We start from the raw sequence: 26,988 nt of genomic DNA, 5'->3' as shown, positions 1-26,988 counted from the left end.
CGCGAAGATTGAGCAGAGTGAGAAGATTGAGATGACCGAATTGCTGACAGCTGCCCAAATGCGCGCCATTGAGACTGCCGCGATTGAGTCGGGCGAAGTCACAGGGCTTGAGCTGATGGAGCGCGCAGGCCGGGGCGTGGTCGACGCCATTTTCGAGGAATGGCCCGAGCTGGCGAAGACCTCTCACATAGCGGTGGTGCTGTGCGGACCGGGGAACAACGGCGGCGACGGATTTGTGGTCGCGCGGCTGCTGAAAGAGTGGGGTTGGGAGGTCGAGGTGTTCCTGTATGGAGACGCCGATAAGCTGCCACCGGATGCGCGGGTGAATTATGAGCGTTGGATGGCGTTGGGGGAGGTCCAAGACTTAATAGCTGAAACTTTTCCACACTTGTCGGAAGTTCACTTTGATCTAGTTTGTGATGCACTTTTCGGAACGGGATTGGTGCGCCCGATTGAGGCGGATGCGGCAAAGGTCTTGAGACAAATCAGGTTGGCGATTTGGCCGTACGAACGCTCTTTGCGCCCAACTGAGCGATTTGTGTCGATCGATATACCGACTGCCTTATGTTCTGACAGTGGCGAAGTTCTTGAGGGGGCCATGGGGCCTCTAGCTCATTTTCGAGCAGATTTAACAGTTTCATTCCACTGCGCGAAACTGGGACATCATCTGAATTTTGGTCCGGAGCTTTCGGGAAAGCTAGTAGTTAAATCAATAGGCCTAACAAACAGGCTTATTTCTCGCCGTGAAGCTGTTCGGGACGTGAACAACGCGTCTGGTGCAGTGCATGAAAAGGAAACATGGCATCATAAATACACCCACGGTCACGCCCTTATCCTCTCGGGTCCGTCCGGCAAAGGCGGAGCAGCGCGGCTCTCGGCCCGTGGGGCACTTCGCATCGGGGCAGGGCTTGTCACCGTCGCTCCAACGCCCGGTGCGCTTCAGGAAAATGCGGCGCGGTTGGATGCGATCATGTTGTCGCCAGTCGGCGATGCGCAGACGTTGCAGGCTGTGCTGGCGGATGAACGGCTCAACGCGCTGTGCCTCGGTCCCGGTTTGGGCGTAGATCGTGCGCGGGATTTGGTTCCGGTGGCCTTGGCTGTGAAACGCGCGACGGTGCTGGATGCGGATGCTCTGACGGCGTTCAAAGATGATCCATCTGCGCTGTTCGACATGCTGCACGAGAACTGCGTGCTGACCCCTCATGCGGGCGAGTTCGCGCGCCTGTTCCCCGACATTGCCGAGAAGCTGAACGCGCCTGCCACCAAAGGCCCAGCCTACTCCAAAGTGGATGCCACACGCGAGGCTGCGGCGCGGGCAGGGTGCGTTGTGCTGTTCAAAGGGCCGGACACGGTGATTGCCGCCCCGGATGGCGCGTGCTCGATCAACTCTGCCGCCTATGAGCGGTCCGCCCCGTGGCTGGCCACAGCTGGATCCGGCGACGTTCTGGCGGGCTTCATCACCGGATTGCTCGCGCGGGGGGTCGCGCCGTTGCAGGCGGCAGAAACCGGGGCGTGGCTGCATGTGGAATGCGCGCTGGAGTTTGGGCCCGGTCTGATCGCCGAGGATCTGCCGGAACAACTGCCCTCTGTGTTCCGCAAATTGGGGGTGTGACCGCCTGATTCTGGGTCTTCCACTGCGCGTCCCCGCCGAAAGAGCAAAAAATTGCACAAACTCCCGCTGGATAAGGGCGCTTTTCCTCTCGCATCCGCTGCGCACTGGTGCTAGAAGGGCGCGAATTTGGACGGCCCCGTCCTGAAAACGTGGGCCGTCCTCGGTTTTAGCGGGTGTGGCGAAATTGGTAGACGCACCAGATTTAGGTTCTGGCGCCGCAAGGCGTGGGGGTTCAAGTCCCTCCACCCGCACCAAAATTGAAAGAAGGACGAGATCATGCAGGTCACCGAGACCCTGAACGAAGGTCTGAAACGCGGCTACAAGATCGTGGTTCCGGCCGCTGATCTGGACGCCAAAGTCAACGAAAAGCTGGTCGAAGCGCAGCCCGAAGTCGAAATGAAGGGCTTCCGCAAAGGCAAAGTGCCGATGGCTCTGCTGAAAAAGCAGTTTGGTCAGCGCCTGATGGGCGAAGCCATGCAGGAAGCTGTTGATGGCGCTATGAACAAGCATTTCGAAGAATCGGGTGACCGTCCGGCCATGCAGCCCGACGTGAAGATGACCAACGAGGACTGGAAAGAAGGCGACGACGTTGAGATCGAAATGTCGTACGAAGCTCTGCCCGAGATCCCCGAGGTCGACCTGAAAGGCATCAAGCTGGAAAAGCTGGTTGTCAAAGCCGGTGAAGGCGAAGTTGACGAAGCGCTGGCCAACCTGGCTGAGACCGCTCAGGACTTCAAAGATCGCAAAAAAGGCACCAAGTCGAAAGACGGCGACCAGGTAGTCATCGACTTCCTGGGCAAAGTTGACGGCGAAGCCTTCGACGGTGGCGCTGCTGAAGATTACCCGCTGGTTCTGGGTTCGAACTCGTTCATTCCGGGTTTCGAAGAGCAGTTGGTTGGCGCCAAAGCTGGTGAAGAAGTTGAAGTCAAAGTGGCTTTCCCTGCTGAATACGGTGCGGAAAATCTGGCCGGCAAAGACGCTGTGTTTGAATGCACCGTGAAAGAGGTCAAAGAGCCTGTTGCCGCCGAAGTGAACGACGAACTGGCCACTAAGTTTGGTGCCGAAGACCTGAATGCTCTGAAAGAGCAGATCGGTGAACGTCTGGAAGCAGAATTCGCGGGTGCTGCCCGTGCCGTTATGAAGCGTGGCCTGCTGGACGAGCTGGACAAGCTGGTTTCCTTCGACCTGCCGCCGTCGCTTCTGGACGCCGAAGCTGGTCAGATTGCGCACCAGCTGTGGCACGAGGAAAATCCGGACGTGCAGGGCCACGATCACCCGGAAATCGAAGCCACTGACGAGCATAAGAAACTCGCCGGTCGCCGCGTGCGCCTTGGTCTGCTGCTCGCCGAACTGGGCCAGAAAGCCGAGATCGAAGTCACCGACGCCGAGATGACCCAAGCCGTGATGAACCAAGCCCGTCAGTACCCGGGTCAGGAACGCCAGTTCTTTGAATTCGTTCAGCAAAACCCGCAGATGCGTCAGCAGCTGCAGGCACCGATCTTCGAAGACAAGGTTGTGGACTACGTGATCGAATTGGCCGAGGTTTCGGAAAAAGAAGTCTCGAAAGACGATCTGCAGAAAGCCGTTGAGGCTCTGGAAGACGAATAAGTCTTACCAACAGACATCCGAAAGGCCGCTCCATCTGGGGCGGCCTTTTTTCGTTCTAGCTGTACATTTTCTTACCTTAAGTATCCTGGGGGAATGGGACGCCAGAAGGGCGGCACATGGGGGCAAAGCCCCCAGGCTCATCCATCTGGATGAGCCGCCGATTGCATTCAGTTCGGTTTCAACCCCGTCTCGACGAGCAAGCCGAGCCTCTTGGTCTCGTAGTAATAGCCACGGGCATACCACTTCATCGCACCTTCGATATTACCACCTGACACCATATACGCCCCGCGCAGGTACTTACCCGCGTACTTCAGGTTAATATTCGGGTCCAATAGCTCTTCAGCAGGGCCTCGATGGCCCATGGTGCGAGCGGTCTGCGGCAAGATCTGCAGAAGGCCCCAATAGGGCCCGTTACGTGCCCATGGACGGTGCGTGCTTTCGCGAACGGCTTGACGGTGCACCAGCTCGCGCGGGATCTCGTAATGGTCGGCCCATTTGTTGATTAAGGCGCGCAATTCTGGAGTCTCATTGGGATAGAGCGGCGGGTTAAAGCCATCCGATGCGACTGTAACCGGGACGTCGCGGGGCCCGCGACGACCGCAGGCGGTCAAAGCAAGGGCAGCGAACGAGGCGAGGGCGGTTCGGCGGGTGCAATGGATCATGCAGGCAGCATAGACGGGCTGCAGATCACACGAAAGCACGGTGAAGTGATATGGCCAGATTTGGCCAATTGGCTGGAGCTCAATAATGCAGGCGATCTCGAACAGCTGCTGCCCCAAAGAAAAAGGCCGCTCGATTGAGCGGCCTTTCTGATCTTGTGTGGAAAGAAGATTACTCTTCTTCCGAAGCCTCTGCGGCGGGGGCGTCGTCGCCTGCCGGGGCCAGATCTTCGTCGTCCGATGCGGCTGCGCCGATGTCGTCGAACAGCTCGGCGATCTCGAACTCGGCTTCAGCTTCTGCTTCAGCGGCCAGTTCTTGGATCGACTTGCCCGAAGCCTGCAATTCGGCTTCTTCTTCCGAGCGAGCCACGTTCAGGCCAATCTCGGTTTCGACTTCCGGGTGCAGACGTACGGTGACGGTGTGCAGGCCCAGATATTTGATCGGAGCAGTCAGAATGATCTGCTTCTTGTCGACGGTGAAACCAGCTTCAGTGGCAACATCTGCGGCGTCACGCGGGGTGACCGAGCCGTAAAGTGCACCAGCATCCGAAGCCGAGCGAATCACGATGAACTGCTCGCCGCCCAGCTTTTCAGCCAGAGCGTCTGCTTCTTTCTTGGTTTCAAGGTTGTTGGCTTCCAGCTGAGCTTTCTGAGCTTCAAACGACGCGATATTTGCGTCCGAAGCCGACAGAGCTTTGCCCTGAGGCAGCAGGAAGTTGCGTGCGTAACCGGGCTTTACGTCAACGACGTCGCCCATTTGGCCCAGCTTGGCCACACGTTCCAGAAGGATAACTTGCATTGATCAGGTCCCCTTACTTAACGGCGTAGGGAAGCAGAGCAAGGAAACGGGCACGCTTGATAGCACGGGCCAGTTCACGCTGCTTCTTTGCCGAAACGGCGGTGATACGCGAAGGAACGATTTTGCCACGCTCAGAGATGTAGCGCTGCAGAAGACGGGTGTCTTTGTAATCGATCTTCGGTGCGTTGTCGCCCGAGAAGGGACATACCTTGCGGCGACGGAAAAACGGTTTAGCTGCCATGAGTTAGACCTCCGATTAACGGTCACGGCCACGGCGGTCGCCGCGTTCGTCACGTTTTTGCATTTGAACAGACGGGCCTTCGGCGTGATCGTCGACCTTGATGGTCAGAACGCGCATAACATCGTCATGCAGGCGCATCAGGCGTTCCATTTCCTGAATGGCCGTCGACGGAGCGTCGGTCTTCAGGAAGGCATAGTGGCCTTTGCGGTTCTTGTTGATCTTGTAAGCCATCGTCTTGACGCCCCAGTATTCGCTGTCAACGACTTTACCGCCGTTGTCACCCAGTACGGTGCCAAAATGTTCGATGAGGTTCTCAGCCTGCGCGTTGGACAGATCCTGACGCGAGATGAAGACATGCTCGTAAAGGGGCATGTGAACTCCAGTTCTATTTTCAAGCGCGCTTCAAAGAATGGGCCAAAACCTTTCCGCGACCCATCCACGAGAGGCAACGCGGTTCATTCACTTACGGAAAGGACGGTGCCTTATACACGTCTGACCAAGTCGCGCAAGGCGTTTGCGTCAGGTTTATAGGGCTAGGAAAGCCATGTTGGAACCAGTCTGCACAAACTATGGCCTCGCTTTAACCTATTGGCTGCCCAAATGCTGTCACACTTCAGGTGGATCAATACTCCAACGTCCTTAACTTGGGCGCGTAATTCGAGCTTGAACATGCTGCCATAAGTTCAAGCCGCACTCTGAAACAAGAAGGTCTTGCGCTATGACGATGGTCTCACAACTTCCTCAGCCTGGCTCGGAAACGTCTCATTCGGCGCAACCGGTACTGCTTAGCCCCGCACAGTGGGGATATTCGCTGACGGATCAGGTGGGGGTTGAAAGTGGCGGTTCGATGCTGCGGGCGTTCTGCCGTTTTCTGGGTGGCGCACTTGTTATTTCATCGGTCGGGTTGTGGGTTTTGCCGAATGCCCCGGTTCAGGATGATGCCGTTCTGCTGACGATGAAACTGGGTTTGACCTGCCTATTCATTGGCTTGGGCGGACTTCTATATATGTTCGGCCGTGATAACGGGATCGCAACGACGCAAGTTGATATTTACAACCGAACTGTGCGCCGTGGCCGTATCAATTCCAAGAATGAGTTCGAGGCACAAGCGTCGGTTCCCTTTGAAGATGTTAAAGGGCTGCTCTTGTCGTCGAAAGAGGCTGCAGGGAAGGCATCTCATGCGAGTTTGTATCTGCGTCTTGATGACGGTGAGGACAATATGACTGCGATCGAGATCCTGTCGGGCCCCGAACAGCTTTTGCGTCCCATTCGTGAACGCCTGCTGCGTGATCTGAAAGACGACCGTGGTGGGCTGGCTGTCCCCAGCTTTGAAAGCCGCCGGTCTGCCGGAATGGCGCCAAGCACGAATGGTCTGGCCTTCCACGCTGCCTGATCGCACGTCCCAATTCCCCCAAACCATTTGCACCCCGCGGCCACGCGGGGTATCCCCTTTGCTAAAGCCATTGGCATGAAGAGGAGGGGCCATGACCCGCGCATTCGTATTCCCCGGGCAGGGTGCCCAAAGCATTGGTATGGGCAAGGCCCTTGCAGATGCCTATCCCACCGCAAAAGCAGTGTTCGACGAGGTCGACGAGGCGCTTGGTGAAAAACTGTCCTCTTTGATCTGGGAAGGCGAGCAGGACGAACTGACACTTACCCAAAATGCACAACCAGCTTTGATGGCCACGTCGCTGGCCACCATGCGTGCGCTGGAAGCCGAAGGCGTTTCGATTGATGCTGCGTCTTACGTTGCTGGACACTCGCTGGGCGAATACTCGGCCCTGGCAGCTGCGGGCGCTTTGACGATTGCAGATACTGCACGTCTACTGCGCACACGTGGCAAGGCCATGCAGGAAGCTGTGCCGGTCGGCGTTGGCGCAATGGCGGCCCTTCTGGGATTGGATTTCGACACTGCCGCCGAGGTTGCTTCTGAAGCGGCTCATGAGCAGATCTGTCAGGCGGCCAACGACAATGACCCTGCACAGGTGGTTGTGTCCGGCCACAAGGAAGCCGTCGAACGCGCGGTCGAGATTGCCAAAGGCAAGGGTGCCCGCCGTGCGGTTCTTCTGCCGGTAAGTGCTCCGTTCCACTGCGCATTGATGCAGCCCGCGGCCGAAGTGATGGCCGAGGCCCTGGTACACGTGGAAATGAACGCCCCAGCTGTGCCTCTGGTGGCAAACGTACGCGCTGCCGAAGTTGCGGACCCGGCGCTGATCCGCTCGCTTCTTGTTGAGCAGGTGACCGGCTCAGTGCGCTGGCGTGAAAGCGTGGCGTGGATGGCCGAGCATGGTGTGAATGAGATTTGGGAGATCGGTGCAGGCAAAGCCCTGTCTGGTATGATCAAGCGGATCGACAAATCGGTGGCCACCCGCGCGATTGGCACGCCTGACGATGTGAAGGCCGCTGTGGAAGCGCTGAACGGATAATCACAACAATTCAGCCGGTCTATGGATCCCGAATGCGGGGTGACTGGTAACGTGAAGAAGGATAAGCAGATGTTTGATCTGACTGGAAAAAATGCCCTTGTTACGGGCGCATCCGGCGGTATTGGTGGGGCGATTGCCAAAGCGTTGCACGCCGCTGGTGCCACCGTGGCGCTGTCGGGCACCCGCGTAGAGCCCCTTGAAGCTCTGGCTGCTGAGTTGGGAGAACGCGCCCATGTGCTGCCCTGCAACCTTTCGGATGGCGAAGCGGTAGACGCGCTGCCCAAACAGGCTGTGGAAGCTATGGGCGGCGTCGATATTCTGGTGAATAACGCCGGGATCACCCGCGACCAACTGTTCATGCGCCTGTCTGATCAGGATTGGGATGACGTGATCAACGTGAACCTGACATCGACCATGCGTCTGTGCCGGGGCGTAATGCGTCCGATGATGAAGTCGCGTTGGGGCCGGATCATCAATATCGGTTCGATCGTCGGGTCGACCGGCAATCCGGGGCAGGTGAACTATGCGGCATCCAAAGCAGGTATGGTCGGTCTGACCAAATCCATCGCCTATGAGGTTGCCAGCCGAGGCATCACCGCAAACTGCATTGCGCCGGGCTTTATCGGCACCGCTATGACCGAAAAGCTGACCGATGATCAGAAGTCGGGCACATTGGCGCAGATTCCTGCTGGCCGCATGGGATCGCCGGACGAAATTGCGGCGGCTGTTCTGTATCTGGCCTCAAACGAGGCAGGCTATACCACCGGCACGACGCTTCATGTAAACGGTGGCATGGCTATGCTTTAAGGCGGTGGGCGCGGTCAGGAAAAATTTGACTGTGCCCTTGTACCGCGAAAGCGTTTGCCTATCTTCACCGATGTGCTATAGGCGGCGCAGGTTTACCCCATTAGCCCGAAGAGGGCAGTCCATATGGGCTGGGGGTCTCGGCGTTACGCGCGGGAAACTTAGCGGCCCAAACGGGTCAAACGAAAAGGGCCAAGCCCTGAACTAACGTGAGGATTGATCATGAGCGACGTCGCAGATCGTGTGAAGAAAATCGTAGTTGAGCACCTGGGTGTTGAAGAGGACAAAGTCACCGAGACTGCCTCGTTCATCGACGACCTGGGCGCTGACAGCCTGGACACCGTAGAGCTGGTAATGGCTTTCGAAGAAGAGTTCGGCATTGAAATCCCGGACGACGCTGCTGAAACCATTCAGACCTTCGGCGACGCTGTGAAATTCATCACAGAAGCTGCCTGATCTTTCAGGACTTAGAGTTTCAAAGACGGCCTATCTTCGGATGGGCCGTTTTTTTGTGCGAAAACTCCTTTTGTCGCCGCTTTCAGTGTGGATTGAGCCGAATTTAGGCGCTCATATCCGTCTGTGCTAAACTTCACTAAACCATCAATGGTTTGGCGAAGGAGATGCTCCATGATCATTTATCCGACACTTGAGCTGCAGAACGGACGCTGCGTTACATTGCATCGCGGTCGTCTTGAAGAGCCGTCGATCTGGCATGTGGATCCCGTGGAAACAGCACAGGGGTTTGCCGAGGCCGGGGCTGATTGGATCCAAGTAACCGATTTCGATGCTGTTGCAGGTGAAGGCGACAATGCCGAGCTGATCGAAACCATTATCAATTCGGCCGGGTGCTCGGTGCAGGTCGCAGGTGGCATCCGCACCCGTGACATGGCTGAGGCTTGGATTGAAAAGGGCGCGGGACGTGTTGTGCTGGGAACCGTGGCTGCACGCGATCCGGCCATGGTGAAAGAGCTTGCGAACCGGCACCCGGATCAGATTGTTTTGGCTGCCGATGTCTGGCAGGGGAATTTGATGACGGATGGCTGGCGCAATCCGGTTGCGATATCCCCGGAAAGCTTCCTGGCGTCCTATGCGGATGTACCGCTGGCCAGTGTGCTGATTACGGATATCGACAGCGATATCGAGCAACCTGATGCGCAATTGGGTCTTCTAAGCGCGTTAGCAGGCAAAACCAAACATCAGGTGATTGCAGCTGGTACCATCCACGAGCTGGATGATGTCGCGCGGTTGAAATATGTGCCCAATATCGCGGGCACTCTGATCGGACGGGCTTTGTTTTCGAAGAACGTGGATCTGAACGACGCTTTGGAAGTTGCGCGGCCCACTCCTGAACCGAAAGCCGAGTTTATCTGAACCCGGGCGAAACCAATCATCTGGCCGAAGACCAAAAACAGAGGCATGTTTGTCTTTGGCCGGTGTTTTTCTGGAGTGTTCGCGCTTCGCCTTGATCGGCGAGCTTCCACCTGTGATCGGATTCGGCTTGCCCCATCATGCCTAGGCGCGCTATCACCGCCGGGACATTTGAAAACCTGGGAAAGGGCACCAAAATGCGTCGAGTGGTTGTAACAGGATTGGGCATGATTTCTCCGCTGGCAAGCGGCGTCGAGGAAACATGGGAGCGTATTCTGGACGGACAGTCCGGCGCAGGCCCGATCACGAAATTTGACGCCTCGCGCGTGACCACGAAATATGCCTGCGAAGTACCGCTGGGTGATGGCACCGACGGCACCTTCAACCCGGACGACTGGATGGAGCCGAAAGAGCGCCGCAAGGTCGATGATTTCATCCTTTATGGTCTGGCAGCAGCTGAAATGGCTGTGAAAGACGCCGATTGGTTGCCCGAGGACGAGGAAAGCCTGCTGCGCACTGGCGTGATCATCGGATCAGGCATTGGCGGCCTGTCGACGATTGCCGACACCTCGATCCTGCTGAACGAACGCGGCCCGCGCCGTGTGTCGCCCTTCTTTATTCCCGGTTCGCTGATCAACCTGATTTCGGGCCAGGTCTCGATCAAGTTTGGCTTCAAGGGGCCGAACCACTCGGTTGTGACGGCCTGTTCGACCGGTGCACACGCCATTGGTGACGCCAGCCGACTGATCCAGTCGGGTGATGCGGACGTGATGGTTGCCGGTGGTGCCGAGGCCGCGATTTGCGAGCTGGGCATTGCAGGCTTCAACGCCTGTAAAGCGTTGTCGACCAAACGCGGGGATGATCCGCAGTCTGCAAGCCGCCCCTATGACGAAGACCGCGACGGCTTTGTCATGGGCGAGGGCGCTGGTATCGTGGTTCTGGAAGAATACGAACACGCCAAGGCGCGTGGCGCGAAGATTTATGCCGAAGTGCTGGGCTATGGCCTGTCGGGCGATGCCTACCACATCACCGCACCCGCCGAAGATGGCGACGGCGGTTTCCGTGCGATGCAAGCAGCCCTTGGAAAAGCTGGGCTTGAGCCTGCTGCAATTGACTACATCAACGCACACGGCACCTCGACCATGGCGGATACGGTAGAGCTGGGTGCAGTTGAGCGTCTGCTGGGCGATGCGGCGGATACGGCCACGATGTCCTCGACCAAGTCGTCGATTGGTCACCTGCTGGGCGCTGCGGGCGCGGTAGAAGCCATTTTCTGCATCTTGGCCATCCGTGACCAGATCGCGCCGCCTACTATCAACTTGGACAACCCGGCCATCGCGCCGCGCCTGTCGTTGGCCGCCAACAAGGCTGAAAAACGCGAGATCAATATCGCTCTGTCCAACAGCTTTGGCTTTGGCGGCACCAATGCCAGCCTTGTCATGGGGAAGGTTGCTGACTGATGTGGCGCAATATCGCGTCTAACGCGCTGAGCCTGTTCATTGTCATTCTGATCGTCGCGGTCGGCGTGGTGGCATGGGGACAAAGGCAATACACGGCTGAAGGCCCCTTGGCAGAAACCATCTGCTTGCGGGTCGAACGCGGCAGTTCATTCTCGCGCTTGGCTGATAACCTGGAAGCGCAAGGGGCGATTTCAAACGCGTCCATATTCCGAATTGGCGTTGAGTACTCCGACAAGGCGAGCGCGCTGAAGGCGGGATCGTTCCTTGTGCAGGATGGTGCCTCGATGGAAGAGATCGTGGACATCGTGACGCGGGGCGGGGCCTCGACTTGCGGAACGGAAATTCTGTATCGCGTTGGCGTTCTGTCGGCGGAAGTGCAGGTGCGCGAGTTGGACCCGGCCACGCAGGGTTACAAGATTACGGCTGAGTTTAAACCGGCTGAGTTAGAGGGCGACGCCCCCGCGACCTATCTTGAGAAGCGCGATGAAAGTGACACCCGGTTCCGGATCGCTGTCGCAGAAGGTGTGACCAGCTGGCAGGTTGTCGACAGCCTGAACAACGCAGATTTTCTGGTGGGTGAGATTGCCGGAATTCCCGCCGAAGGCAGCCTTGCGCCCGACAGCTATGAAGTGAAAGTCGGTGCAGATCGCGCAGGGCTGATTGCGTCGATGCAGGACGCTCAGGTCGAAATTCTGGCCGAAGCGTGGAACAACCGCGCGGCTGATCTGCCTTATGCAAGTGCCGATGAGGCGCTGGTGATGGCGTCCATCGTCGAGAAGGAAACCGGTCTGGCCGAGGAACGTCGTCAGGTCGCCAGCGTCTTTGTGAACCGCCTGAACCAAGGGATGCGTCTGCAGACGGACCCGACGGTCATCTATGGCATCACCAAGGGGCAGGGCAGCCTTGGGCGCGGTCTGCGCCAAAGCGAGCTGCGCCGGGAAACGCCTTACAATACCTATGTGATTGATGCGCTGCCGCCGACCCCGATTGCCAATCCGGGACGGGCTGCCATCGAGGCTGCATTGAACCCGGACAGCACGCCCTTTATCTTCTTCGTGGCAGATGGCACCGGCGGTCACGCCTTTGCGGAAACCTTGGCCGAGCACAACGCCAACGTGGCGGAATGGCGCAAGATCGAAGCCGAACGCGCCAATCAGTAAAGCGTTTCTTACCGTAGCGGGCGGCCTCCGCCCGTTGCTTTTTGACCGAACGTTCGGTCCCGTGTAGTCTCTGACATACGCTAGAAGACGTGAATTCAACGGCCTTGGGCATCCGCCCGGGGCCGTTTTTTCATGTCGCTTGTGCGGGCAAGAGCATGAGAGGCAACAAGAAAAGAATGACAATTATCACGCCCTTGGGGAAGGACGCAGCTTCGGAAGATTACCTGAAGATCGCGGACTCGTTTTTTCTGCGTGTTTTGAAAGAGTTGGACCGCCAGTTGTCGGCGGCGGAAACGGATGGGTGCGAAACCACTCCGGAATTGGCGAAGGCCATGACCGAGGTGCGCCGCGCCATGCAAACGGTATTCGAAGAAAGGAAACGTCTTGAACAAAGTGGTAAAGCCGGATTTGGCGGCGGAGGGGCAGCAGAGCTTAACCTTGCTCAGGCCCGAGACGAAATCGGGCGCAGACTGGCTTGCCTGCGCGACGCAAGACGAGCGCGAGAGCTTTCTGAACGATCTGAGTGATGGGGCGCTGATGGCGCTGCCCTATCTGTTTGAATTCTGGGCTTTAGATCACCAACTGCCGCCCGAGGGGGATTGGCGGACATGGGTGATCATGGGTGGGCGTGGCGCGGGGAAAACTCGCGCTGGGTCCGAATGGGTGCGGGCCGAGGTTGAGGGGGCGGGGCCGTTGGACCCCGGCCGCTCGCGCCGCGTGGCCTTGGTCGGCGAAACCATCGATCAGGTGCGCGAAGTCATGGTGTTTGGGGAAAGCGGCATTCTGGCGTGCTCGCCCCCGGATCGTCGCCCGGTATGGGAGGCCGGGCGACGCAGGCTGGTTTGGCCCAATGAGGCGATTGCGCAGGTGTTCTCGGCCCATGAGCCGGAAAGTCTGCGTGGACCGCAGTTCGATGCGGCATGGGTGGACGAGTTGGCCAAGTGGAAGAAGGCCGAGGACACGTGGGATATGCTGCAATTCGGGCTGCGCCTTGGCACACATCCCCGCCAATGCGTCACGACCACCCCGCGCAATGTTGGGGTGCTGAAACAGATCCTAAAGAATCCCTCGACCGTGACCACGCACGCTCCGACGGAAGCCAATCGCGCTTATCTGGCGAAAAGCTTTCTGGACGAAGTGCGTACACGCTACGCGGACACGCGATTGGGGCGGCAAGAGCTGGATGGTGTGCTTTTGGAAGACACGGAAGGCGCGCTATGGACCATGGCGATGCTGGACAAGCATCGTTTGGGGTCTGAGACGCCTGTGCTGGACCGGATCGTGGTCGCGGTGGATCCGCCGGTTACGGGCCATAAAGGCTCGGACGAATGCGGGATCGTGGTGGCGGGTGTCTTTGCGAAAGGACCACCCGGCGACTGGAAGGCCGTGGTGCTGGAAGATGCGACTGTGACGGCGGCCAGCCCATCAGAATGGGCCGAGGCCGCGCTGAACGCGATGGAGCGCCATCAGGCGGATCGTCTGGTGGCCGAGGTCAACCAAGGTGGTGACCTTGTGGAAAGCGTGATCCGTCAGATTGATGCGACGGTGCCGTATAAGGCCGTGCGCGCGACGCGGGGCAAAGCCACGCGGGCCGAGCCTGTGGCGGCGCTCTATGAACAGGGGCGCGTGTCCCATGCCGGAAATATGGCCCAGCTTGAGGATCAGATGTGCCGTATGACCGGTCAAGGGTATGAAGGCAAAGGCAGCCCTGACCGCGTGGATGCGCTGGTCTGGGCCCTGCATGAGCTGATCATCGAGCCCGTTGCATCGTACCGCAGACCTCAGGTGCGTTCGCTGGGTTAAAGAGTTTTTTAACCCTCACTGGCAAAGTGCCAAACATCGAAAGGCGGGGCAAAAAGCCCGATGGGTCCTAAGCCCCGCCTGATCACGAAATGACAAGAATGACCGCTGGGCCGCGCGCATGCGTTTTGCCCGGACAGGACAGGTTTGCCCGGGGGATGCCGGGGGACCGGAAACCGAAACCAAGGAGCCAAGGCGCATGGTATTTGATTTTCTGAAGCGAGGCGCGGATGACGCAAAGGCCGAGATGCCGGGCGAGGTAAAAGCATCGGCCACCGGGCCGGTCATCGCTTATGGAAATGCAGGCCGCGTTGCCTGGAGCCCGCGCGACACGGTCAGCTTGACCCGCACCGGGTTTTCGGCAAACCCTGTCGGCTTTCGGTCGGTCAAGCTGATCGCCGAGGCCGCCAGCGCGTTGCCTTTGGTACTGCAGGACGACCAGCAGCGCTTTGATATGCACCCGCTTCTGGACCTGCTGTCGCGTCCGAATGCGGCGCAGTGCCGGGCTGAGCTGTTCGAGGCCTTTTTCGGGCAGCTTCTGCTGACCGGGAACGGCTATCTGGAAGCCGTGTTGGGCGAAGATGGCCAACCGCGCGAGCTGCACGTGCTGCGCTCGGACCGGATGGCTTTGGTGCCTGGCACGGATGGTTGGCCGGTGGCCTATGACTATACGGTCGGGTCGCGCAAACACCGCTTTCATGTGGGGGAAGGCACCTCGCCGATCTGTCATGTGAAGGCGTTCCACCCGCAGGATGACCATTACGGGCTGTCTCCGCTTCAGGCCGCGGCCACGGCGATTGACGTGCACAATGCGGCAAGTCGTTGGTCCAAGGCGCTGCTGGACAATGCGGCGCGACCTTCGGGCGCGATTGTTTTCAAGGGGGCAGATGGGCAGGCGCAGCTGAGTGCGGATCAATATGATCGCCTGCTGTCCGAGATGGAGAGCCATCACGTGGGTGCACGCAATGCCGGACGGCCGATGCTGCTAGAAGGCGGGTTGGATTGGAAGCCGATGGGGTTCAGCCCCTCGGACATGGAATTCCAGAAAACCAAGGAAGCCGCCGCGCGCGAGATTGCGCAGGCCTTCGGGGTGCCGCCGATGCTGATCGGCATTCCGGGAGATGCCACCTATGCCAATTACCAAGAGGCCAGCCGTGCCTTCTATCGCCTGACGGTGGTGCCGTTGGTGTCGCGCGTTGCGGCCAGCGTTGGCCATTGGCTGGCAGGGTTCTCGGACGAGGCGGTGAAGCTGAAACCGGATCTGGATCAGGTGCCTGCATTGGCTGCTGAACGTGACCAGCAATGGGCGCGCGTGGCCGAAGCGAGCTTTCTGACAGATGCCGAAAAGCGCAGCCTGCTGGGCCTGCCGCCACTGGCACAAGACCAATAAGAAAGGGCGCATACTATGGGTGATTACCACACCGATTTCGAGCTTGAGCACAAGTTCGTCAAGCTGGGCGAGACAGTCCTGACCGCCGAGGGCATTCAGATCGACGGTTATGCCAGCTTTTTCGATCAGGTCGACAATGGCGGCGATGTCGTGGCCCGTGGGGCCTATGGCAAATCGCTGGACGAGCTGAAAGCCAAAGGGCGCGGCGTGAAAATGCTCTGGCAGCACGACCCGGCCCAACCCATCGGGATTTGGGATGAGGTTCGCGAGGATACCAAGGGCCTTTATGTGAAGGGTCGTATTCTGAGCGATGTCGAAAAAGGCCGCGAGGCTGCCGCCCTGATCGAGGTGGGCGCCATTGACGGTCTGTCCATCGGATATCGCACCAAGAAGTCGACAAAGACCCAGACGGGCGGACGACTTTTGACGGAATTGGAGCTGTGGGAGGTGTCGCTTGTCACGTTCCCCATGCTTCCGACAGCGCGGGTGGGGGCAAAGGGCGATGCGCTTGATGCCGATGACACCACCTTGCGTGAACTGGCCGCGACCCTTGTGGACGCGCGCCTGATGCTGGCCCGCAATGCCTGAGCCAGCGATCTGAACCCCTGAAAAGGACCCAAAGATGAGCAACAAAGAGACGAAGGCTCTGGGCCAGTCGGCGATGCCTGCTGGCCAGGTTTCAGGCCCCACTCCGGCTGCCGAGGTGAAGACCGCGCTGGCTGGTTTCGTGAGTGATATCAATCAGTTTCACGAAGACATTTCCACTAAACTTAAACAACAGGAAGAGCGACTGACCATGCTGGATCGCAAATCTAACACCACCGCGGGCCGCCCGCATCTTGCCGCCGCTGCCGATCTGGAAGCGCCGCACCAAAAAGCCTTCGAAGCCTATGTCCGTTCGGGCGATGATGATGCGCTGCGTGGTATTGATCTGGAAGGCAAAGCCATGTCGTCGGCTGTGGCAGCGGACGGTGGTTATCTGGTCGACCCGGTGACTGCTGACACCATCAAAGGGGTCCTGAACGGCGCCGCCTCGCTGCGTTCGGTTGCCAATGTGGTGAATGTCGAAGGCACTGCCTATGACGTTCTGATCGATCAGGGTGATCTGATCACCGGCTGGGCATCGGAAACCGGTTCGTCCACTGAAACCGGCACCCCGCAGATCGACCGTATCTCGATCCCTCTGCACGAGCTGTCGGCCCTGCCGAAAGTGTCGCAGCGCCTGTTGGATGACAGCGCATTTGATATCGAAAGCTGGCTGGCTGGTCGCATTGCCGACAAGTTCTCGCGTGCAGAAAGCGGTGCGTTCATCAACGGTGACGGCGTCGAGAAGCCTGTGGGCATTCTGAACCATACCGCTGTCGACAACGGCAGCTGGGCTTGGGGCAACCTGGGTTACGTCGCCACCGGCGAGGCCGGTGATTTTAATGCCGCCAACCCAGGCGATGCGATCTTCGACCTGATCTATGCTTTGGGTGCAGATTATCGTGCCAACGCGGTCTTCGTAATGAACTCGAAAACTGTGGGCGCTGTGCGCAAGCTGAAGGACGCAGATGGCCGCTTCCTGTGGTCGGATGCGACCGTGGCTGGCGAACCGGCCCGTCTGATCGGATATCCGGTTCTGATCGTCGAGGACATGCCCGACATCGGTGCCGACAGCATGTCGATCGCATTTGGTGACTTCGCCAACGGCTATACCATCGCGGAACGTCCCGACACGCGCATCCTGCGTGACCCGTTCTCGGCCAAGCCGCATGTCCTGTTCTATGCCACCAAGCGCGTAGGCGGTGATGTCAGCGACTTTGCAGCGATCAAGCTTCTGAAGTTCTCGGCTTCGTAAGAGCCAGACCTGATCCCGTGATGGCTTTTGGGCTGTCACGGGGCAGGGCGCGCACCGACCACCCCCCGTGTTGTCTAGCTGCTCCCCCTCCGTCCGAGCAATACGGACGGTGCGCGCCCACCCTTTCCCCAATGACGTGAGGGGCCCGAATTTCGGAGATGATCCATGATGTTAGTCGAGCAGACCACAGTGCCGGGCACGGCCCTTCCGGTCGCCCAATTCAAGGACCACCTGCGGCTGGGAACCGGGTTTGCCGATGACGGGGTGCAGGATCAGGTGCTGGAAACCTACCTTCGGGCCGCCATGGCCGCGATCGAGGCCCGCACCGGAAAGATCCTTCTGTCGCGTGCGTTTACCTGGACCTTGACCGCTTGGCGCGATCTGGCGTCGCAAGCCTTGCCGGTGGCACCTGTGACCCAGGTTTTAAGCCTTGAGATCCATGACCGCTTGGGCGGGACCGAGGTGATCGACCCAACCCGCTATGGGCTGGAGCCGGATATGCATCGCCCCCGTCTTGTGTCGACCGGGCTGTGTTTGCCCGCCATTCCCGTGGGCGGTCAGGCCGTGATCGGATTCGAAGCCGGCTTTGGCACCACGTGGGCTGATCTTCCGGCCGATCTGGCGCAAGCGGTGATGATGTTGGCCGCAACCTATTACGAGAACCGCGCCGATGGGGCTGTGATGGGGCAAGGTGATCTGCCTGCTGCAATCACTGCCCTGCTGCAACGCTATCGCACTGTGCGCCTGTTTGGCGGTGGGGGGGCGGCATGACACGTCCCAACCTGAACCGCAAACTGTCGCTGGAAGAGCCTGTTCGCGTCGCGGATGGCGCGGGTGGCTTCACCCAAAGCTGGCAAACGCTTGGAGAGCTGTGGGCCGAGGTCAAACATGGCTCCGGCCGAGAACGTGCCGCGGGTTTTGCCACCGTCTCGTCGATTGCCTTTCGGATCACGGTACGGGCAGCTCCTGACGGTGCGCCGTCTCGCCCGAAGCCGGATCAGCGCTTTCGCGACGGCTCGCGGATCTTCCGCATCCTTGCAGTGACCGAAGCGTATGCTGGTGCGCAATACCTGACCTGTTTCTCGCAAGAGGAGGTATCGGCATGAGCTATGGTGTATCTGCGGCCCTGCAACAGGCCATCTATCAACACCTCGCGGCAGATACGGACCTGTCCAATTTGGTTGCCGGCGCAATCTATGACGCGGTGCCTGCGGGTATCATCACTGGCACCTATGTCAGCCTCGGGCCTGAAGACGTGCGTGAGCGCTCGGACATGACGGGGCAGGGCGCGCTGCATGAGGTCACGATCAGCGTGGTCACAGATGCGGCGGGCTTTCAGGCCGCGAAAGAAGTCGCGGCGGCGGTCAGTGACGCATTGGTGGATGCTAGCCTGTCTTTGGCACGCGGCAGCCTTGTTTACCTGAACTTTCATCGTGCGCGGGCGCGGCGGGTTGAAGACGCGGATGTGCGTCGCATCGACCTGATCTTCCGCGCGCGTGTCGAAGACAATTAACCCTTTTCAATACGGAGTGATCCTATGGCTGCGCAAAACGGCAAAGACCTTCTGATCAAGCTCGACATGACCGACACCGGTGTGTTCGAGACCATTGCGGGCCTTCGGGCCACGCGCCTGAGTTTCAACGCAGAAAGCGTTGATGTGACCAGCCTGGAAAGCACGGGCGGTTGGCGCGAACTGCTGGGTGGGGCGGGTGTGAAATCGGCCTCGATCTCGGGCTCGGGCGTGTTCAAGGACGCCTCGACCGACGAACGGGCGCGACAGATTTTTTTCGACAACGAAGTGCCGAGCTTTCAGGTGATTGTCCCTGAATTCGGCGTGGTCGAAGGCCCGTTCATGATCACCTCGATCGAGTATGCGGGATCGCATAACGGCGAGGCAACGTATGAGCTGTCGATGGCCTCGGCCGGCGAACTGACCTTTACGGCGCTGTGATCATGGCGAACCCGTGGACGGGCGAAGTGGCGCTGGTGATCGATGGCACATCTCATGTGCTGAAGCTGACGCTGGGGGCGCTGGCCGAGCTGGAAGAGCAGCTGGGCGAGGCATCCATCGTGTCCTTGGTCGAGCGGTTCGAAAGCGGGCAGTTTTCCAGCCGTGATGTGCTGGCGCTGATCGTGGCCGGGCTGCGCGGCGGGGGCTGGCAAGGGTCGGCAACCGATCTGCTGGCCGCCGAAATTCAGGGCGGTCCGGTGGAAGCGGCCAAGGCAGCAGGACAGCTTCTGACCCGTGCCTTCGCCCTGATCCCGAGTGAGGTCACCGGTGTCTGAGCCCGGCGGGTTCGATTGGCCGGGCCTGATGCGCCTTGGCCTTGGAAAACTGGGGCTGCGCCCGGATCAGTTCTGGGCGCTGACCCCCATCGAATTGGCTGTGATGGCCGGGCTGGAAGGGCAACCTGCCACCTGCCTGCGATCCCGGCTGGAAGAGCTTGCGCGCGCGTTCCCAGATGAACCGTGCGATCCCAATGGAAAGGGCATGTGATGGCTGGACTGGACAGTATCGACGGTTTCGAAGACCAGATTGACGCACTGGAAGCCGCGCTTGGCGGCGCGCAACAGATGACGACCGGGTTCATTTTTGAACTCAAAGGGATGCATTCGACGATCTCGGATCTAAGTGCGGATGTCAGCACGTTGTCGTCGGGCATTTCGTCCGGGTTGCGGCGCGCCTTCGAAGGCTTGGCCTTTGACGGCATGAAGCTGTCGGACGCCTTGAAAGAGGTCGCGCGGTCGATGACCGACGCGGCGTTCAACGCGGCGATCAACCCGGTGACGAACCATTTCGGAGACATTCTGGGGCAGGGCGCAGGCGCGGTTATGAACGCGTTTCTGCCTTTCGCCAACGGAGGGGCCTTCAGCCAGGGCCGTGTAATGCCCTTTGCCAAGGGTGGCGTCGTGTCTCAAGCGACGACCTTCCCGATGCGGGGCGGCACGGGTCTGATGGGCGAGGCCGGGCCGGAAGCCATCATGCCGCTAAGCCGCGGGGCGGATGGGCGTCTGGGTGTGCGCACTCAGGGCGGCGGGCAGCCCGTCAACATCACCATGAATATCTCGACCCCGGATGTGGAAAGCTTCCGCCGGTCGCAAAGCCAGATCGCGGTCAATGTCCAGCGCGCCATTGCGCGTGGGCAACGTCACCGCTGATCCCCTGATTTTACGACCTTAGGAGGGTTCGCCATGTCCTTTCACGAAATTCGCTTCCCGGCCAATCTGAGCTTCGGCTCGGTTGGCGGTCCTGAACGACGCACCGAAGTGGTGACGCTGGCCAACGGGTTTGAAGAACGCAACACCCCGTGGGAGCACTCCCGCCGTCGCTATGACGCGGGGATCGGCATGCGCTCGCTTGACGATGTCGAGCTTCTGATTGCGTTTTTCGAGGCGCGGCGCGGGCAGTTGCACGCGTTTCGCTGGAAGGACTGGTCGGATTTCAAAAGCGGTCTGCCCTCGGCTGATCCCGCATTTACGGATCAGATCATCGGCTGGGGGGATGGGGCCAAGACCGAGTTTCAGCTGATCAAGACCTACCGGTCGGGCACGGATACATATGACCGTCCAATCCAAAAACCTGTGGATGGCACGGTGAAACTGGGATTGAAGGGCGATCCACAGATCGAAGGCACGCAGTATAGCGTGGATCTGACCACCGGGGTGGTCACCTTCATCACTGCCCCAGAGGATGGAGCAGAGGTCACGGCGGGCTATGAATTTGATGTGCCGGTGCGGTTTGATACCGATCGGGTGCATACGTCGGTCGCGTCCTTTCAGGCCGGTGAAGCCCCCAACGTTCCCGTGGTCGAGGTGCGTGTCTGATGGCGATCTCAGCCGAGTTTCAGGCCCATCTGGGCAAAGGGGTCACAACGGTTGCACGGTTGTGGAAAGTCACGCGGCGTGATGGTGCGGTGTATGGCTTTACCGACCATGATCTGGACGTCCATATGGATGAGGTCATCTACAAGGCCGATACCGGCATGACTGCCCATGCGCTAAGCCAGACCACCGGTCTATCGGTCGACAACACCGAAGCCTTGGGCGTCCTGTCCACGGATGCGATCAGCGAAAAAGACATTCGCGCCGGACGCTATGACGGAGCCGAAGTCGAGGCCTGGTTGGTCAACTGGCGAGACGTCTCGCAGCGTTATCTGCGTTTTCGCGGAAAGGTTGGCGAACTGTCGCGCGAAGCAGGTGGATTCCGAGCCGAGCTGAACGGGTTGAGCGAAGCCATGAACCAGCCGCAAGGTCGGGCCTATCAGTCGCCATGCTCGGCGGTTCTGGGCGACGAAAGATGCCGGTTCGATCTGGATCAGACCGGGTATTCGATCGAGCTGGATCTGGTCGGCAATGATGAAGAGACCGTGTTCCGGTTCGAAGGTATGGCGCTTTACCCGGCGGATTGGTTCGTTCGTGGACGCCTTATGGTGCTCAGTGGCGAGGCGGAGGGCTTGAGCGGGATCATCAAGAACGACACCAAGGCTGAAGACGGCACACGAACCATCGAGCTGTGGGAAGCATTGCGCGCCGTGATGCAGCCCGGGGATCGGGTGCGCCTGGAAGCGGGCTGTGACAAGCTGCCCCGCACCTGTCGCGTGAAGTTTAACAATTTTTTGAATTTCCGCGGGTTTCCAGACATTCCTGGCGAAGACTGGTTGATGTCCTATCCAATCCCCTCTGGTCGCAACGATGGTGGCGATGGTCGCGATACGTTGGATCTTCAGGATCTGATCTCTGGTGATGGTGACGTCAATCCGTTCAATCCGATCTCGGGGGGCTAATATGGCGCAGACACAGGCATTTATACTGCAAGAGCTGCAGGAGTGGTTGGGGACGCCCTATGTGCATCAGGCCTCGCAGAAGGGGGCAGGGTGTGACTGTCTAGGCTTGGTGCGTGGCGTCTGGCGGGCTGTGCTAGGGCAGGAGCCTGTTGAGGTGCCCCCCTATACCTCGGATTGGTCCGAGACCGACGGGCAAGAGGCCCTGTGGCAAGCAGCGCAATCCTATCTGGTGGCGAAACCCCCAGAGGATCGGCAGCCAGGGGACATTCTGCTGTTTCGGATGCGCTCGGATGCGGTGGCCAAGCATCTTGGCTTTGTCACCAACGTGGGTCCGACCCCTTCCTTTATCCACGCCTATGGCGGGCACGGGGTCGTCGAAAGCCCGCTTTCGACACCTTGGGCGCGCCGCGTCGTGGCGTGCTTTGAATTTCCTGAAAGGACAAGCTGATGGCGACGATACTTCTTTCTGCCGTAGGTGCTGCGGCCGGCGCCTCGATTGGTGGCGGGGTTCTGGGCCTGTCATCGGTCGTGATCGGCAAGGCCATCGGGGCCACTCTTGGTCAGGCAATCGACAGTCGTATTCTGGGCGAAGGGTCCGAACCGATCGAGACCGGGCGTGTCGATCGGCTGCGCCTAAGCGGTGCATCAGAAGGCACTGCAATCCCCATGATCTATGGGCGCGCACGTCTGGGCGGGCAGGTGATCTGGTCCACCCGTTTTAAAGAGAATACAACGACCACAGGTGGCGATGGCGGCAAAGGTCCGCCCAAACCCCCTGAGCCCGAGATCACGACCTATAGCTATACGATCAGTCTGGCCGTTGCTCTGTGCGAAGGTGAAGTTACGCGAGTTGGTCGTATCTGGGCGGATGGAAACCAGGTCGAGAAGAGCGATCTGAACATCCGTGTCTACAAAGGCACCGAAAGCCAACTGCCTGATCCCAAGATCGAAGCCGTCAAAGGCGCCGGGAAGGCGCCTACCTATCGCGGCATCGCCTATGTGGTGATCGAGGATCTGGATGTCACGCAGTTCGGCAACCGTGTGCCGCAATTCAGTTTCGAGGTCTTCCGACCCGAGCAGCCATATCAGGACAAAGAGGTCGCACGCGGTACTCAGGCCGTGGCACTGATCCCTGGGACGGGGGAATACGCGATGGCGACTTCAGCCGTTCACTATGATGGCGGGCCGGGTGTCAGTGGCGGGTCAAACCTGAACAACCCGTCGGGCAAAACGGACTTCGTGACGTCCTATCGCCAGATGCGCCAAGAGATGCCCAACTGCGAAAACACGGCGCTTGTCGTGTCTTGGTTCGGGGATGATCTGCGTTGCGGTTCTTGTCAGATCCGCCCGCGCGTCGAGCAAAAGCAAATGGATGGCAGATCCATGCCGTGGACAGTTAGCGGCGTGTCGCGCGGCCAAGCCGGGCTGGTACCGCGGGACGAGAACGACCGTCCGGTCTATGGCGGGACGCCATCGGATCAGGCGGTGAAAGAGGCGATCGCATTTGCATCAAAATATAACCGCAAGGCCACCTTCTATCCCTTCATCCTTATGGAGCAGATGGAAGGCAATACGTTGTTCGATCCCTGGTCTGGTCAAATCGGGCAGCCCGAATTGCCATGGCGTGGTCGGATCACCACCACACTGGCTCCGCATCACACTGGAACCCCGGACGGGACCGCTGGGGCGGTGTCACAGGTCAACGCGTTTTTTGGTAACGCGCAGCCATCGGACTTCACAGTTACGGGGCGGGGTGTGAACTATACTGGCCCGAGCGAGTTCTCGTACCGGCGATTCATCCTGCATTACGCACATTTGTGTAAATCTGCGGGCGGCGTGGATGCCTTCCTGATCGGGTCCGAGTTGCGCAGCCTGACCCAGATCCGTGGTCCGGGCAACAGCTTCCCGGTGGTCGATCAGCTGCGACAGCTGGCCGATGACGTGCGCGGCATTCTGGGTGCAGGTACCAAGATTTCCTATGCAGCGGATTGGTCCGAGTATTCCGGCTATCAGCCGCAGGATGGGTCGGGGGACGTATTTTTTCACCTCGATCCCCTGTGGAGCCATGACGAGATCGACTTTGTCGGTATCGACAACTACATGCCTCTGTCCGATTGGCGTGATGGGTTCGATCATGCGGATGCAACACATGGCGCGATCTATAACCTCGAGTATCTCAAGGCCAATATCGAAGGCGGCGAAGGATTTGATTGGTATTACAAGACCCCAGACGCACGAGAATTGCAGATCCGCACGCCGATTACCGATGGAGCTCATGGCGAGGATTGGGTGTATCGATATAAAGATTTGCGCGGCTGGTGGGAGAATTCGCACCACAACCGTATCGATGGCGTGCGCGATGTGACCCCAACCGACTGGCTGCCCGGATCGAAACCTTTCTGGTTCACCGAACTAGGATGCGCGGCCATCGACAAGGGCGCCAACCAGCCCAACAAGTTTCTTGACCCCAAAAGCTCGGAAAGTGCATTGCCACGCTATTCCAGCGGTCGTCGTGATGACCTGATGCAGGCGCAGTACCTGCGAGCGATGTATGACTATTGGGGGGACAGCACGCACAACCCGCTTCACAGCGCCACGGGTGTCCAGATGCTGGATATGAGCCGTGCCCATGTTTGGGCGTGGGATACGCGACCCTTCCCGCAGTTCCCGAACCGCAAAGGATTGTGGAGCGACGGGGCGAATTACGATCGCGGGCATTGGCTGAATGGGCGCGCGTCGTCGCGGTCTCTGGCATCAGTGGTCAGCGAGATCTGTGATCGTTCGGGTGTGACGCGCTATGACGTGTCCAAACTTTATGGCTTGGTGCGAGGCTATGTGGTGGACCAGATAGGCGGCGCGCGGGCCGCGCTTCAGCCGCTCATGCTGGCCTATGGGTTTGAAGTGTCCGAACGTGAAGGCGTTTTGATCTTTGCTTCCCGCACGGGGCGGCCGGATTATGTTCTTGATCCCGAGAAGATGGCACTGTCGACCGAACGAGACACTACGCTTGAACGCATCCGCGCGCCCGAAGCCGAATTGGCAGGGCGTGTTCGCCTGAACTATATCGAAAGCGGCGGGGATTATGACATCCGCGCGGTCGAGGCCATCTTCCCGGATGAAACCAGCTATTCAGTGTCCACATCCGAGATCCCGTTGATCTTGACGCGGTCCGAGGCCCGCGCGATCACCGAACGCTGGTTGTCCGAAGCTCGTGTGGCGCGCGATACGGCAAGCTTTGCGCTTCCCCCTTCTGAACTGCCCAAAGGGGCAGGGGATGTGTTGAAGCTGGAAACCGACGCCGGGACCGAGCATTTTCGTGTGGATCATGTGGAACACGCAGGCGTTCAGAATATCCGGGCCGTAAGGGTCGAACCGGGGCTGTTTCTGCCTTCAGACAGTATTGAACCTGCGCCTGCGGTGAAGCCCTATATCCCGCCGGCCCCCGTGTTCCCCTTGTTCATGGATCTGCCCTTACTGACCGGGGACGAAGTGCCCCACGCGCCGCATATCGCTATCACGGCTGATCCTTGGCCGGGCAATGTCGCGATCTATCGGTCCGCCAGTGACAATGGGTACAACCGGATCGAAACCGTCAAGGCGCGCTCGATTATTGGGGTGACGGAAACTGATCTGGTCACTGCGCCTTCGGGCGTGCTGGACCGGGGCGCAGCCTTGCGGGTTAAACTGTCTTCGGCGGCGACCTTGTCGTCAGTATCGGTCGATGACCTGCTGAACGGGGCCAACGTGATTGCCATCGGGGATGGCAGCCCGGACAATTGGGAGATCCTGCAATTCGCCACTGCCGATCTGGTGGACGCACAGACCTATGATCTTAGCCTGCGTTTGCGCGGACAGTTGGGAACGGATGCTACCATGCCATCCACTTGGCCAGCAGGCAGCTATGTGGTGATGCTGGATGGGTCGCAGGAGCAGATCCCGCTGGCGTCGTCCGCCCGAGGGTTGATCAGGCATTATCGCATCGGTCCGGCACGTAAGGCATATACGGACGCGTCCTACCTGCATCAGGTTCTTGAGTTCAAAGGCAACGGGCTGCGCCCTTATGCACCTGCGCATTTGACCGTGCTAGAACAAGGCGGGGACCATCAGATAAGCTGGGTTCGCCGCACCCGGATCGACGGCGATCATTGGGGTGACACCGAGGTTCCGTTGGGCGAGGTGGACGAGCGTTACCGCGTTCGGATCATTGACGGGGGAAGCGTGAAACGTGAACTGGATGTAGCCGGCCCCACTTGGAGCTACTCCTCTGCTCTGCGTGCCGCCGATCTGGTAACGGGGCCGTATACGGTCGAGATTGCCCAAATCTCGGAACGCTTTGGTCCGGGGGTATATACCCAGCTTCAGGTGACGCTCTAAATGCGGCCAGTCTTGCCTGGTGATGCCATGGCAGCGGCCTGTGCGCTTCTGGCGCTTGGGCCGCGCAGACGGCCCGGCGCGATGCTTGCCATGTTGCACCGGGCCGACGCGGCGGATCGTTACCGTCGGGCGCTGGGCCGGGTGCATCCGCGCTGGGGCAATGGAAGCCTTGGATCGGTTGCGATGTCTCTGCCAAGACAGGCCGAGCCGCTGCATGACGATCCGGATTTTCTGGACTGTTTGCTGACCGTCTATGCCGCCCTGAAAGCGCGGCATGCGCGGCTTACCCGGCAGCGCAGCTGACACATTTTGGGGCGGTGGGGTCCAACTCCAACCGCCCCATTGCGATCTCTTCACCGCAATCCTCGCAATAGCCAAACTCGTCTTCGTCTATCCGCACCAAGGCAGCGATGATCCTTTGGCGCTGGGCAGTGCGACGATTCTGGGTGGCTTTTGCCATCGCCTGATTTTGCAGCGCATCCATTCGCGACAACCGCCCGACCGCCTGTTGGTCCAGCGTCACAACCTTCTGCCCTTCCGCCCCGCGCGCATCATCAAGGTCCAACTCGGCCAACTCGGCCAGCAGGCGGTCCTTGAATTGCTGCACGTCATTCGGGGTCACCGCAAATTCCGATCTATTCCTGCTTTGCATTTTTGAAATTC

General features: G+C 59.3%; 31 protein-coding genes and 1 tRNA gene. 27 read left to right on the top strand and 5 right to left on the bottom strand.

The window, feature by feature from the left end; all coding sequences use genetic code 11:
• The first annotated feature begins 31 nt into the window (after positions 1–31).
• The 3 genes from ACP15F_RS07700 (at position 32) to tig (ending at position 3,220) form a co-directional block, all read left to right on the top strand.
• Complete coding sequence (locus tag ACP15F_RS07700) at positions 32–1,612, top strand: NAD(P)H-hydrate dehydratase (protein WP_424940230.1); 1,581 nt, start codon at positions 32–34, stop codon at positions 1,610–1,612.
• Positions 1,613–1,781: 169 nt separating this feature from the next.
• Positions 1,782–1,866, top strand: a tRNA-Leu gene (locus tag ACP15F_RS07695).
• 22 nt (positions 1,867–1,888) lie between these two features.
• Positions 1,889–3,220: a trigger factor gene (tig, locus tag ACP15F_RS07690; protein WP_424940229.1), complete on the top strand. Its 1,332-nt coding sequence runs from the start codon at positions 1,889–1,891 to the stop codon at positions 3,218–3,220.
• A 167-nt stretch (positions 3,221–3,387) separates the two neighbouring features.
• Here tig and ACP15F_RS07685 read toward each other — a convergent pair whose 3' ends face one another.
• The 4 genes from ACP15F_RS07685 to rpsF all read right to left on the bottom strand — a co-directional run bounded on the left by ACP15F_RS07685 (position 3,388) and on the right by rpsF (position 5,291).
• Positions 3,388–3,882, bottom strand: coding sequence for a lipoprotein (locus ACP15F_RS07685; protein WP_424940228.1), 495 nt, complete (start codon positions 3,880–3,882; stop codon positions 3,388–3,390).
• A gap of 169 nt (positions 3,883–4,051) precedes the next feature.
• Positions 4,052–4,678: a 50S ribosomal protein L9 gene (rplI, locus tag ACP15F_RS07680; protein WP_424940227.1), complete on the bottom strand. Its 627-nt coding sequence runs from the start codon at positions 4,676–4,678 to the stop codon at positions 4,052–4,054.
• Between the two features lie 13 nt (positions 4,679–4,691).
• Complete coding sequence (gene rpsR / locus ACP15F_RS07675; RefSeq protein WP_005982441.1) at positions 4,692–4,919, bottom strand: 30S ribosomal protein S18; 228 nt, start codon at positions 4,917–4,919, stop codon at positions 4,692–4,694.
• 15 nt (positions 4,920–4,934) lie between these two features.
• Positions 4,935–5,291, bottom strand: a complete 357-nt coding sequence (rpsF, locus tag ACP15F_RS07670) for a 30S ribosomal protein S6 (RefSeq protein WP_424940226.1) — start codon at positions 5,289–5,291, stop codon at positions 4,935–4,937.
• A gap of 346 nt (positions 5,292–5,637) precedes the next feature.
• On the opposite strand from rpsF, the gene ACP15F_RS07665 reads away from it, so the two are divergent.
• The 24 genes from ACP15F_RS07665 to ACP15F_RS07550 all read left to right on the top strand — a co-directional run bounded on the left by ACP15F_RS07665 (position 5,638) and on the right by ACP15F_RS07550 (position 26,628).
• The gene (locus ACP15F_RS07665) at positions 5,638–6,312 is read left to right on the top strand and encodes a hypothetical protein (RefSeq protein WP_424940225.1); all 675 of its coding nucleotides are present in this window, start codon (positions 5,638–5,640) and stop codon (positions 6,310–6,312) included.
• Positions 6,313–6,403: 91 nt separating this feature from the next.
• The gene (fabD, locus tag ACP15F_RS07660; protein WP_424940224.1) at positions 6,404–7,345 is read left to right on the top strand and encodes an ACP S-malonyltransferase; all 942 of its coding nucleotides are present in this window, start codon (positions 6,404–6,406) and stop codon (positions 7,343–7,345) included.
• Between the two features lie 69 nt (positions 7,346–7,414).
• Complete coding sequence (fabG, locus tag ACP15F_RS07655) at positions 7,415–8,152, top strand: 3-oxoacyl-[acyl-carrier-protein] reductase (protein ID WP_424940223.1); 738 nt, start codon at positions 7,415–7,417, stop codon at positions 8,150–8,152.
• Positions 8,153–8,371: 219 nt separating this feature from the next.
• The gene (locus ACP15F_RS07650) at positions 8,372–8,605 is read left to right on the top strand and encodes an acyl carrier protein (protein ID WP_108856591.1); all 234 of its coding nucleotides are present in this window, start codon (positions 8,372–8,374) and stop codon (positions 8,603–8,605) included.
• 171 nt (positions 8,606–8,776) lie between these two features.
• Positions 8,777–9,520, top strand: coding sequence for a HisA/HisF-related TIM barrel protein (locus tag ACP15F_RS07645; RefSeq protein ID WP_424940222.1), 744 nt, complete (start codon positions 8,777–8,779; stop codon positions 9,518–9,520).
• A 194-nt stretch (positions 9,521–9,714) separates the two neighbouring features.
• Positions 9,715–10,977: a beta-ketoacyl-ACP synthase II gene (fabF, locus tag ACP15F_RS07640; protein WP_424940221.1), complete on the top strand. Its 1,263-nt coding sequence runs from the start codon at positions 9,715–9,717 to the stop codon at positions 10,975–10,977.
• Entirely contained in the window at positions 10,977–12,137 is a 1,161-nt protein-coding gene (mltG, locus tag ACP15F_RS07635; protein WP_424940220.1) for an endolytic transglycosylase MltG, read from the top strand. The genes fabF and mltG overlap by 1 nt, the downstream gene beginning before the upstream one ends.
• A gap of 176 nt (positions 12,138–12,313) precedes the next feature.
• Positions 12,314–12,664, top strand: a complete 351-nt coding sequence (locus ACP15F_RS07630) for a hypothetical protein (protein ID WP_424940219.1) — start codon at positions 12,314–12,316, stop codon at positions 12,662–12,664.
• A 10-nt stretch (positions 12,665–12,674) separates the two neighbouring features.
• Positions 12,675–13,940: a DNA-packaging protein gene (locus ACP15F_RS07625; protein WP_424940218.1), complete on the top strand. Its 1,266-nt coding sequence runs from the start codon at positions 12,675–12,677 to the stop codon at positions 13,938–13,940.
• Between the two features lie 196 nt (positions 13,941–14,136).
• Positions 14,137–15,327 (top strand): phage portal protein, encoded by a 1,191-nt coding sequence (locus ACP15F_RS07620; RefSeq protein WP_424940217.1) that lies wholly within the window; start codon positions 14,137–14,139, stop codon positions 15,325–15,327.
• 15 nt (positions 15,328–15,342) lie between these two features.
• Positions 15,343–15,915 (top strand): HK97 family phage prohead protease, encoded by a 573-nt coding sequence (locus ACP15F_RS07615; protein ID WP_424940216.1) that lies wholly within the window; start codon positions 15,343–15,345, stop codon positions 15,913–15,915.
• A gap of 34 nt (positions 15,916–15,949) precedes the next feature.
• Positions 15,950–17,167 (top strand): phage major capsid protein, encoded by a 1,218-nt coding sequence (locus tag ACP15F_RS07610; RefSeq protein ID WP_424940215.1) that lies wholly within the window; start codon positions 15,950–15,952, stop codon positions 17,165–17,167.
• Between the two features lie 165 nt (positions 17,168–17,332).
• Entirely contained in the window at positions 17,333–17,938 is a 606-nt protein-coding gene (locus tag ACP15F_RS07605) for a head-tail connector protein (RefSeq protein ID WP_424940214.1), read from the top strand.
• Positions 17,935–18,273, top strand: coding sequence for a head-tail adaptor protein (locus tag ACP15F_RS07600; protein ID WP_424940213.1), 339 nt, complete (start codon positions 17,935–17,937; stop codon positions 18,271–18,273). Before ACP15F_RS07605 ends, ACP15F_RS07600 begins: the two co-directional genes overlap by 4 nt.
• Positions 18,270–18,680, top strand: a complete 411-nt coding sequence (locus tag ACP15F_RS07595) for a DUF3168 domain-containing protein (RefSeq protein ID WP_424940212.1) — start codon at positions 18,270–18,272, stop codon at positions 18,678–18,680. The genes ACP15F_RS07600 and ACP15F_RS07595 overlap by 4 nt, the downstream gene beginning before the upstream one ends.
• Positions 18,681–18,704: 24 nt before the next feature.
• Positions 18,705–19,118: a phage major tail protein, TP901-1 family gene (locus ACP15F_RS07590; RefSeq protein ID WP_424940211.1), complete on the top strand. Its 414-nt coding sequence runs from the start codon at positions 18,705–18,707 to the stop codon at positions 19,116–19,118.
• A gap of 2 nt (positions 19,119–19,120) precedes the next feature.
• Positions 19,121–19,453 carry a gene transfer agent family protein gene (locus ACP15F_RS07585; RefSeq protein WP_424940210.1) on the top strand — a complete coding sequence of 111 codons (333 nt, stop codon included), beginning with the start codon at positions 19,121–19,123 and terminating at the stop codon, positions 19,451–19,453.
• Positions 19,446–19,664, top strand: a complete 219-nt coding sequence (locus ACP15F_RS07580) for a rcc01693 family protein (RefSeq protein ID WP_424940209.1) — start codon at positions 19,446–19,448, stop codon at positions 19,662–19,664. The genes ACP15F_RS07585 and ACP15F_RS07580 overlap by 8 nt, the downstream gene beginning before the upstream one ends.
• Positions 19,664–20,326: a phage tail tape measure protein gene (locus ACP15F_RS07575; RefSeq protein WP_424940208.1), complete on the top strand. Its 663-nt coding sequence runs from the start codon at positions 19,664–19,666 to the stop codon at positions 20,324–20,326. The genes ACP15F_RS07580 and ACP15F_RS07575 overlap by 1 nt, the downstream gene beginning before the upstream one ends.
• Before the next feature lie 33 nt (positions 20,327–20,359).
• Complete coding sequence (locus ACP15F_RS07570; RefSeq protein WP_424940207.1) at positions 20,360–20,992, top strand: phage distal tail protein, Rcc01695 family; 633 nt, start codon at positions 20,360–20,362, stop codon at positions 20,990–20,992.
• On the top strand, positions 20,992–21,951 hold the full coding sequence (locus ACP15F_RS07565; RefSeq protein WP_424940206.1) for a DUF2163 domain-containing protein: 960 nt from the start codon (positions 20,992–20,994) through the stop codon (positions 21,949–21,951). The genes ACP15F_RS07570 and ACP15F_RS07565 overlap by 1 nt, the downstream gene beginning before the upstream one ends.
• A 1-nt stretch (position 21,952) precedes the next feature.
• A complete protein-coding gene (locus ACP15F_RS07560) occupies positions 21,953–22,399 on the top strand; it encodes an NlpC/P60 family protein (protein WP_424940205.1) in 447 nt (148 codons plus the stop codon).
• Complete coding sequence (locus tag ACP15F_RS07555) at positions 22,399–26,325, top strand: baseplate multidomain protein megatron (RefSeq protein WP_424940204.1); 3,927 nt, start codon at positions 22,399–22,401, stop codon at positions 26,323–26,325. Before ACP15F_RS07560 ends, ACP15F_RS07555 begins: the two co-directional genes overlap by 1 nt.
• Complete coding sequence (locus tag ACP15F_RS07550) at positions 26,326–26,628, top strand: hypothetical protein (RefSeq protein WP_424940203.1); 303 nt, start codon at positions 26,326–26,328, stop codon at positions 26,626–26,628.
• Here ACP15F_RS07550 and ACP15F_RS07545 read toward each other — a convergent pair.
• A complete protein-coding gene (locus ACP15F_RS07545; RefSeq protein ID WP_424940202.1) occupies positions 26,609–26,947 on the bottom strand; it encodes a TraR/DksA family transcriptional regulator in 339 nt (112 codons plus the stop codon). The two genes, ACP15F_RS07550 and ACP15F_RS07545, sit on opposite strands and share 20 nt — an antisense overlap.
• Between the last annotated feature and the right edge of the window lie 41 nt (positions 26,948–26,988).

The organism is Aliiroseovarius sp. S253 (genome assembly GCF_049800855.1).
Taxonomy (GTDB): Bacteria; Pseudomonadota; Alphaproteobacteria; order Rhodobacterales; family Rhodobacteraceae; genus Aliiroseovarius.
This window is presented reverse-complemented; position numbering and strand designations above follow the sequence as displayed.

Excerpts from the sequence above, each read along its gene's own strand:
- ACP15F_RS07700 (WP_424940230.1), top strand. The coding sequence starts at position 32 with ATGACCGAATTGCTGACAGCTGCCCAAATGCGCGCCATTGAGACTGCC.
- tig (WP_424940229.1), top strand. The coding sequence starts at position 1,889 with ATGCAGGTCACCGAGACCCTGAACGAAGGTCTGAAACGCGGCTACAAG.
- ACP15F_RS07685 (WP_424940228.1), bottom strand. The coding sequence starts at position 3,882 with ATGATCCATTGCACCCGCCGAACCGCCCTCGCCTCGTTCGCTGCCCTT.
- rplI (WP_424940227.1), bottom strand. The coding sequence starts at position 4,678 with ATGCAAGTTATCCTTCTGGAACGTGTGGCCAAGCTGGGCCAAATGGGC.
- rpsR (WP_005982441.1), bottom strand. The coding sequence starts at position 4,919 with ATGGCAGCTAAACCGTTTTTCCGTCGCCGCAAGGTATGTCCCTTCTCG.
- rpsF (WP_424940226.1), bottom strand. The coding sequence starts at position 5,291 with ATGCCCCTTTACGAGCATGTCTTCATCTCGCGTCAGGATCTGTCCAAC.
- ACP15F_RS07665 (WP_424940225.1), top strand. The coding sequence starts at position 5,638 with ATGACGATGGTCTCACAACTTCCTCAGCCTGGCTCGGAAACGTCTCAT.
- fabD (WP_424940224.1), top strand. The coding sequence starts at position 6,404 with ATGACCCGCGCATTCGTATTCCCCGGGCAGGGTGCCCAAAGCATTGGT.
- fabG (WP_424940223.1), top strand. The coding sequence starts at position 7,415 with ATGTTTGATCTGACTGGAAAAAATGCCCTTGTTACGGGCGCATCCGGC.
- ACP15F_RS07650 (WP_108856591.1), top strand. The coding sequence starts at position 8,372 with ATGAGCGACGTCGCAGATCGTGTGAAGAAAATCGTAGTTGAGCACCTG.
- ACP15F_RS07645 (WP_424940222.1), top strand. The coding sequence starts at position 8,777 with ATGATCATTTATCCGACACTTGAGCTGCAGAACGGACGCTGCGTTACA.
- fabF (WP_424940221.1), top strand. The coding sequence starts at position 9,715 with ATGCGTCGAGTGGTTGTAACAGGATTGGGCATGATTTCTCCGCTGGCA.
- mltG (WP_424940220.1), top strand. The coding sequence starts at position 10,977 with ATGTGGCGCAATATCGCGTCTAACGCGCTGAGCCTGTTCATTGTCATT.
- ACP15F_RS07630 (WP_424940219.1), top strand. The coding sequence starts at position 12,314 with ATGACAATTATCACGCCCTTGGGGAAGGACGCAGCTTCGGAAGATTAC.
- ACP15F_RS07625 (WP_424940218.1), top strand. The coding sequence starts at position 12,675 with ATGGCGCTGCCCTATCTGTTTGAATTCTGGGCTTTAGATCACCAACTG.
- ACP15F_RS07620 (WP_424940217.1), top strand. The coding sequence starts at position 14,137 with ATGGTATTTGATTTTCTGAAGCGAGGCGCGGATGACGCAAAGGCCGAG.
- ACP15F_RS07615 (WP_424940216.1), top strand. The coding sequence starts at position 15,343 with ATGGGTGATTACCACACCGATTTCGAGCTTGAGCACAAGTTCGTCAAG.
- ACP15F_RS07610 (WP_424940215.1), top strand. The coding sequence starts at position 15,950 with ATGAGCAACAAAGAGACGAAGGCTCTGGGCCAGTCGGCGATGCCTGCT.
- ACP15F_RS07605 (WP_424940214.1), top strand. The coding sequence starts at position 17,333 with ATGATGTTAGTCGAGCAGACCACAGTGCCGGGCACGGCCCTTCCGGTC.
- ACP15F_RS07600 (WP_424940213.1), top strand. The coding sequence starts at position 17,935 with ATGACACGTCCCAACCTGAACCGCAAACTGTCGCTGGAAGAGCCTGTT.
- ACP15F_RS07595 (WP_424940212.1), top strand. The coding sequence starts at position 18,270 with ATGAGCTATGGTGTATCTGCGGCCCTGCAACAGGCCATCTATCAACAC.
- ACP15F_RS07590 (WP_424940211.1), top strand. The coding sequence starts at position 18,705 with ATGGCTGCGCAAAACGGCAAAGACCTTCTGATCAAGCTCGACATGACC.
- ACP15F_RS07585 (WP_424940210.1), top strand. The coding sequence starts at position 19,121 with ATGGCGAACCCGTGGACGGGCGAAGTGGCGCTGGTGATCGATGGCACA.
- ACP15F_RS07575 (WP_424940208.1), top strand. The coding sequence starts at position 19,664 with ATGGCTGGACTGGACAGTATCGACGGTTTCGAAGACCAGATTGACGCA.
- ACP15F_RS07570 (WP_424940207.1), top strand. The coding sequence starts at position 20,360 with ATGTCCTTTCACGAAATTCGCTTCCCGGCCAATCTGAGCTTCGGCTCG.
- ACP15F_RS07565 (WP_424940206.1), top strand. The coding sequence starts at position 20,992 with ATGGCGATCTCAGCCGAGTTTCAGGCCCATCTGGGCAAAGGGGTCACA.
- ACP15F_RS07560 (WP_424940205.1), top strand. The coding sequence starts at position 21,953 with ATGGCGCAGACACAGGCATTTATACTGCAAGAGCTGCAGGAGTGGTTG.
- ACP15F_RS07555 (WP_424940204.1), top strand. The coding sequence starts at position 22,399 with ATGGCGACGATACTTCTTTCTGCCGTAGGTGCTGCGGCCGGCGCCTCG.
- ACP15F_RS07550 (WP_424940203.1), top strand. The coding sequence starts at position 26,326 with ATGCGGCCAGTCTTGCCTGGTGATGCCATGGCAGCGGCCTGTGCGCTT.